2 protein-coding genes are annotated in these 491 nt (G+C 47.7%); both read right to left on the reverse strand.

Going from position 1 to position 491, the window contains the following annotated elements; genetic code table 11:
* A partial coding sequence (locus KTQ90_RS13575) for a hypothetical protein (RefSeq protein ID WP_254360407.1) occupies window positions 1–300 on the reverse strand: 300 nt, incomplete at its 3' end.
* Window positions 301–308: 8 nt separating this feature from the next.
* Window positions 309–491: helix-turn-helix domain-containing protein (locus KTQ90_RS13580; RefSeq protein ID WP_217318860.1), on the reverse strand; the 183-nt coding region annotated here is incomplete at its 5' end.

Below are 491 nucleotides of genomic sequence, written 5' to 3' on the forward strand. Positions count from 1 at the left end.
TCCTCTCCTTGGGGAAATGTCCTCTGCGATAACATAGAGCTCGCCTTGCAACCTGTCATTAGAATGGCTGCTTAATCGTGAAATGCACTCAATGCAAACAGACTGGGCAAGAAGTTTTCTTCTGCCGACAGTTGCTTCATCATTGATGCCCTTGTTGGCTCCGCATTGCTCGGCAAGCCCATTGAAAGCATCACGCATTCGAAAATAGCCGTTGCCAGTATTGATGTAGCTCACGGCAAGGTCAGCGACATTCGCCAACTTGCTTCTGTACTCCTCATGGGAAATATCGTCCTTCATCATCGCCATGTCTATTTACAAAGTTCACTCATGTGCTTGGTCGCTGCAGCCTTGGTCTCTGCCTCGGACATACTGCGGTTCTGGCGCATCCAGTTCAAAAGCTCGGACTTTTCAAAGTATATAATCTTGCCGTTGGGACGGAAGAACGGAAGTTCATGCTTGTGTGTCATCTTGTAGAGACTGCTCTTTGATAT

The organism is Leyella stercorea, assembly GCF_019052365.1.
Lineage (GTDB): Bacteria > Bacteroidota > Bacteroidia > Bacteroidales > Bacteroidaceae > Prevotella.